4 protein-coding genes are annotated in these 5,657 nt (G+C 57.8%); 1 reads left to right on the top strand and 3 read right to left on the bottom strand.

Annotated features, from left to right (window positions below; genetic code table 11):
- Nucleotides 1–204: 204 nt before the first annotated feature.
- Genes AC2FNC_RS19905 through AC2FNC_RS19895 form a run of 3 tightly spaced genes read right to left on the bottom strand, consistent with a single transcriptional unit; the run spans nt 205 to nt 3,965 of the window.
- Nucleotides 205–732, bottom strand: coding sequence for a DUF3299 domain-containing protein (locus tag AC2FNC_RS19905; protein WP_496716435.1), 528 nt, complete (start codon nt 730–732; stop codon nt 205–207).
- A 3-nt stretch (nt 733–735) separates the two neighbouring features.
- Entirely contained in the window at nt 736–2,364 is a 1,629-nt protein-coding gene (locus AC2FNC_RS19900) for an amidohydrolase family protein (RefSeq protein ID WP_496716434.1), read from the bottom strand.
- 41 nt (nt 2,365–2,405) lie between these two features.
- The gene (locus tag AC2FNC_RS19895; RefSeq protein ID WP_224891407.1) at nt 2,406–3,965 is read right to left on the bottom strand and encodes an amidohydrolase family protein; all 1,560 of its coding nucleotides are present in this window, start codon (nt 3,963–3,965) and stop codon (nt 2,406–2,408) included.
- Nucleotides 3,966–4,165: 200 nt separating this feature from the next.
- Here AC2FNC_RS19895 and AC2FNC_RS19890 point away from each other — a divergent pair, with 200 nt between their 5' ends.
- Complete coding sequence (locus tag AC2FNC_RS19890; RefSeq protein ID WP_209599455.1) at nt 4,166–5,167, top strand: AraC family transcriptional regulator; 1,002 nt, start codon at nt 4,166–4,168, stop codon at nt 5,165–5,167.
- Nucleotides 5,168–5,657 lie beyond the last annotated feature (490 nt).

Here is a 5,657-nt window from a genome sequence, read left to right as displayed (position 1 = left end):
GTCACGTGATATCCCGAAATGCCGGGCCGCTTCTCGCTGGCTCATGCCCTCGGCACAGGCCAGACGCACTTTACGATACAAATCCACGGAAAAGATCCTCCCGCCCCCCCCGTTACGAAAAGAAGGGCAAAGATGGACGACTTTTACGCCGCCCGCAGCAGGGTTATCCCGCCGCTACCGTGGTCGACTTTCTCACCGCCGTTCTCACGTCACCCGGATCAGCTGATTTGGAGGTGGCGGAGGCATGTGGCTACACATGCCCACCTCCGGAACAAGATAGCCGACGGTGAAACCGTCCTCGTTTGTGCCAGCTGGAATGAGAAATCCGGTGATGGTTACCGTCGCCTGGTGGAGGTTTGGATTGGTTGAAAAGAACGCACGCTTGCGGGCCTTGGCTACAACCCATCGCTGTGCCAAAAGTCCCTCAATGTCATGGCCGGCAAGCCTTAGCGCGCCGCGTGCCGTCTCAAGCCGCGCCTCGAGCCGCGGTCGCGCCTCCTCCGGAACCTCCCCGTTCGCAAGCCGCTGCTCAAGACGGACAAAAGTTCGAAGTTCCCCCATCATCTCGAACCCCATGTCGCGAAAAGGGTCGTCGAACTGCAGCGCAACCGGGTCCGGCAAGTCGCGAAACGAGATTGCGACCTGCTCGGCGAACGCGCCTGTGGCTGTCAGAAAGACGGCGATGAGGCTCCGCAGCAGTCGCGTGCGCAGCTTGGCTGCCAATGTCTGCATCGCTCAATTCCCTCCCTGCGGAGGAACGCCCGGCGCCACATCCGGCATGCCGGTGGAAAACTCCCGGTTCCAAGCGTCTTCCGACACCGACTCGAACCGCGGTTTGTCTTCCGGCTCGAAGCGGATCGGCTGGCCGGCAAAGACCTCCAGCAGTTCGTCGTCACGCACGGTCACCTCGCCATGCACAATAACCGCCTTGAACCCGGTCGAGGGGATTGATCCCTGATCATAGGTCGCATTGTCGGCAACGGTTTCGGGGTCGAACACCACGATATCGGCGATCATGCCCTCCTGAACCCGGCCCCGCTCCTGCATGGCCTTCAGCCCCGTACGGCCCAGATGGTGCGCCGCGTTGTAGCTGAGGATCGACAAAAGCTGCATCATCGGGATGTCGTTTTCGCGCCCAAGGCGCAGTGTTGCAGCGCGCGCCCCGGCGCCGCGCGGATGCATGTTTCCCAACTTCTCAAATGGAGTATTCCAAGGCGCCATAAGAGGCTCCGCGAACATCGCATCGCTGGCCATTGTTGTCCCCCTGAGAGTCAACCATTTGACTGAGTCCTCTGGCGGAGTCTTGAACAACAGAATTTCTTGGGTCGGATTATCCTTCAGGACCTGATCGTATTTTTCCTGCGTATAGAAATCACCTGTAATCGGATCCTGCATCGTGTCTTCGTAGCGATGCCCCTGTCTTTCAACCCAGTTTTCGGGTTTGAGGAAGACTGCGTTCACCGTGGTCGATCCGGCGGAATAGGGGTAGATCTCTCCCCAGATATTATGTCCGTTCTCCTGAAGCCGCGCGATGAGTTCATGCGTGAGTCGCCAGCCGGGATTGTTGAAGTGCTGCAGTATTGCGGGCGCGTTCAGAGCCAATGCATTGGCAATGACTTCTTGCGCACCGACGTTTTCCAACACGTCGCCATCGGGTGTGAAACGCGTATGAACGGCAGTCTGGCGACCATATCGCGCGCCAATCTTCTGCACCTCGAACAACTCACGCGTGGTGACACCATCGCGCATGTATCCCAATGTCGATCCGATACCGAGCGCGCCAGCCTGAAGGCCTTCGTCGATGATCTGCAGAATCTTGTTACCAGTGTCGTAATCCGCCTTGTCCAAACTCCAACCCGATCCCTTGCGGGAGGTAAGCGCCGCCGCCGGCCCCAGCAGAAGGGTTTCCTCGTCGTCGAAACCGTCGAGCACGATGGCGCGGGCTTGTTCGTGGCTGGAGGCGCACCCGAAATTCGCCTGGTTCTTGCCTTTGCGTTCCTCATACCACCGCGCGATGAATGTTCCTGCGCAGCCCTCCTCGAGGTCCATGCTCGAAGTCAGTCCGTCACGCAGGCCAAGCGCATAGCCCATCGGTTGTTGCCAGTGGAAATGGGTGTCAATGAATCCAGGCGCCACGATGTGACCTGTTGCATCGATTTCCTCGGCACCGCTCAGCGCCTCCTTGGAGATCGCCACGATACGGCCGTCCGAAATGCCGACATTTGCGATGCTGTCGTATAGCGTCTCCGGATCCATGACCCGGCCGTTCGAGATGACGAGATCGTAATCCTGCGCCTGAGCGATGCCGACACAGAAGAACGCAGATGCGAGCGTGGTTATCGCGAGGGTCGAGAGCGGCTTCATGAGCAAGGTGCTCCTTTCAAATTTTGTTGGAGGCCCGGTGTTTACTGCGTCTGCGTCCTGCGGATCGGCTGGCCATGCGGCGCGTCGAGGACAAGCGCGCCATCCTGGACAACGAATCCGCCGTTTACCAGCACGGTCTGCACGCCCACGGCAGGCTGGTTCGCGTTCTCGTAGTTGGCCCTGTCAGAGACCGTCTCAGGGTCGAACACCACGATGTCGGCATCCATGCCCACCTGCAGACGTCCCTTGCGGCGCATCTGCGGCACGAAGTCTTCCAGCGTCTGCGCTGGCATCAGCGACATCTTGCGGATCGCCTCGCTCATCGAAAGCACACCACGCTCGCGTACATAGCTGCGCAGGACCTTCGAAAAGGTTCCGGCAGATCGCGGATGGGCGAACACGTTGTCAGGAAGTGGCCATTCATCGCCGGTGTAAGTCTGAATGTTCCCCTTGTCGTCGAAGTACGACCAGAAAGTTGCGTCCGAGGCGATCAGCGTCGCAGGATGAGTCACCGACAGGTCGAGCTTAGCCAAATCTTCTGCCTTGCTCTCATCGAGGAAGTGCCAGGTGATGAAAGTGCCCGGCTTGTTCTCCTGATAGTCGTCGAGTTGGTCTTCGGTCATGCGATCCTGGCCGAGCTGAAAATTCTCGGCTGTCGATTGCATCCGGTCCCGCCAGTCGGGCCCAGTAAACATGGCCGCGCCGACGACGGTGCTCGCCGCGCCGTAGGGATAGGCTTCCACGGTGATGTTGATACCCTTGTCCATCGCCTCTTCGACAAGGGCGAGTGTGGCCTCGATATCAGCCATCGACGTGCTGTTGATATGGCAGATGTGCATGTGCGCGCCGGTGATGGCGGCGTTCGAGATCAATTCCTTGAGCGCCTCGAATGAACTCTGCGGCTCGATGTTGCTGGCGTAACGAACATGGGTGAAGGTCGCCACGCCGTATTCGTTGGCCAGTTCGGCCAGCGCAAAATACTCCTTTTGCCCGTATCCCGGCGCGTAGCCCGCGTTTACCCCAATACCAAGGCCCCCCTCCTTGAGTCCCTGTTCGACCAGCGACAGAATCCGCTCGGACTGATCTTGGTCGGCGATGTCCATCTTCCAGTCGTTTTCGGCCTGGGCCGCTTGGAAGAACTCAACGGTTGCCAGCGGGTCGGTGTTGTCGAAGGTGGCGATCCGGCCATAGGTCCAGCCCGCCGCCGCACCGTAATTGATTGGCAGGTTCTTGGCAGCCTGACTGTCATACCAGTCGGCGATGGGCAAAACGCCAGATTCTAGCTCTAGCGCCGTTGTCACCCCCTGCATCGCCTGCATCCGATAGTCACCAATACTCTGCCCGTGAGCGTGCAGGTCGATGAACCCCGGCGAGACGACGTGCCCCTTAGCATCGATCACCGTGTCACCTTCAAGCGAGAACTCGCTGATCGCCGAGATACGGCCGTCCTCCACGCCAACGTTGCGGATCGCATCGAGGCCCGTCTCCGGGTCGATCACGCGCCCATTTAAGATCACGATATCGTTGGCAAACGCTGTCGTTGCGGTCGCGACCAAAACCGCCAAGGTGCCGATTGCGGACAAAGTTCTTTCTGGTTTCATAGGCGATGTACCTTTACCTTCGACCACCTTCTGGAAACGTGGTCTTTCGCAAAAAGGATACTAAACGCTAATCAAAACAAAACTGTATGCCCTCACGCGACAGGTAGTGTAGAAACTTGTCCTTGAAAGTGCGTTCTGGGAGTATTCGTAGTGAACGGCATGTACATCGTCGTGTAGAACTAACAACGGACGACAGACAAATGGTCTCTGAGCGAATCGCGTTCAACCGCGCTCTGCAGCTTCGCCCCTTCCTTGATCTGTTCGAGAAGCGCGGCGGCAAGGCTGGCCCTGTTCTCAAGGCGGCTGGGCTTGACCAGGTCGATCTCACCGACCCGGCTGCGATGATCACCGGCAATGCACTCTACAAGGCCGTCGAGAAAATGGCCGATGTGCTCAACGACCCGTATTTCTCGGCGCGCGCAGCTGAGACATTCGTCGAGGCGGGCCCCGTCTTTGTCCGGGAGAGCTATGCGATATCCCACACCCTCGCAGAGTTCCTACCGCTGGCTATTCTCGAACTCGACCGGCAGATCAACAACGTTCGATACTCCCTCCAAATCAATGCAAATGTCACCGTGATCCGAGCTGAGAGGACTTTCTTACCGGCAGCACCCGTCGTTCAGGCAGATGCCGCCACTGCGAGCCTGTGGTTGACCCTCCTGCGGTTAGTGACCGAAGACGATTTCAATCCGTCTCGCATAACAGTTACGGCGCAGGAAAACGCAGGTATTCCGCTGGATCTGCTTCCGAAGTCTTCTTTCTTGAAACGAAAGTGCAACAGTGTTCAGATCGGGTTTCCCTCTGAGTGGCTGCAACGGCCACTAGCCCTGAACTGGAAAATCCCGCCCACCTCGCGTGGAGAGTTCCGCGATACTTCCCCGCGCGATGCGATCCTGAAATGGGTCGAAAAGGTCTGCTTCCAAAAGATTGGTGAGCGAACCTTCGGCCTCGAGGAACTCGCGCGTAACCTCGGCGTCCATCCAAAGAGCCTACAGCGCACGATGTCTGAATTGGGCACCTCGTTCCAAGAGATCCGCGACAAGGGGCGTAGAGAGAGGGCCCTAGAAATCATTGACAGCGATAGATCCGCACCGAACGAGGAGATCGCCGAGTTGCTTGGTTTCTCCGGTGCAACAAGTTTTTCCAGAGCGTTCAAAAGGTGGACTGGTGTCACACCGAACGAATATCGGCGAAATCAGTGACTCGTTCCCTGCTCCCTTGAGCCAAAAGAAAACTTGGAAGATGAGGTCCTCGTTGGATCAGTTTGGAGAAGTTGTAGTGCGACGTTAATAAATTAGCCGACGGCATTAATTGGTGGGTTGCCAAAATCGATGCAATCTCTGCAACTGGCAGTTTTGTTGTATATTTCGGAGTTAGCAATGCATGGTCGTGAATGTCCGGTTTGCGCTGCCGGTTCAACCGATGGCCGCAACACGCTCCTCGAACTTCTCCGCGAGTGAGAAGTAATTCAAGGTTATTCTCGGCCGCTCGTTGAGCTCCCGGGCGACGGCGTCGAGGTGTTCTCCGCGACGGGATGCGAGTTCGATCGCGAAGTTCGCCGCATCTGCATCAGGCTGCTAAGTCCTGTGTGGATGGCGTCTGCTTTGCAAGGACAAAATGCTCTGATTGCGCGGCTGGTCAGTACAGTCCTGTGTCCGGCCTTTGATTGCGGCATTTGCTTGAGCCGCTGGC

The sequence above is a fragment of the Ruegeria sp. BHSA123 genome (assembly GCF_059613425.1).
This window is presented reverse-complemented; position numbering and strand designations above follow the sequence as displayed.

What these genes read in the sequence shown, in the direction of transcription:
- AC2FNC_RS19905 (WP_496716435.1), bottom strand. Translation starts at nt 732, where the DNA reads ATGCAGACATTGGCAGCCAAGCTGCGCACGCGACTGCTGCGGAGCCTC.
- AC2FNC_RS19900 (WP_496716434.1), bottom strand. Translation starts at nt 2,364, where the DNA reads ATGAAGCCGCTCTCGACCCTCGCGATAACCACGCTCGCATCTGCGTTC.
- AC2FNC_RS19895 (WP_224891407.1), bottom strand. Translation starts at nt 3,965, where the DNA reads ATGAAACCAGAAAGAACTTTGTCCGCAATCGGCACCTTGGCGGTTTTG.
- AC2FNC_RS19890 (WP_209599455.1), top strand. Translation starts at nt 4,166, where the DNA reads ATGGTCTCTGAGCGAATCGCGTTCAACCGCGCTCTGCAGCTTCGCCCC.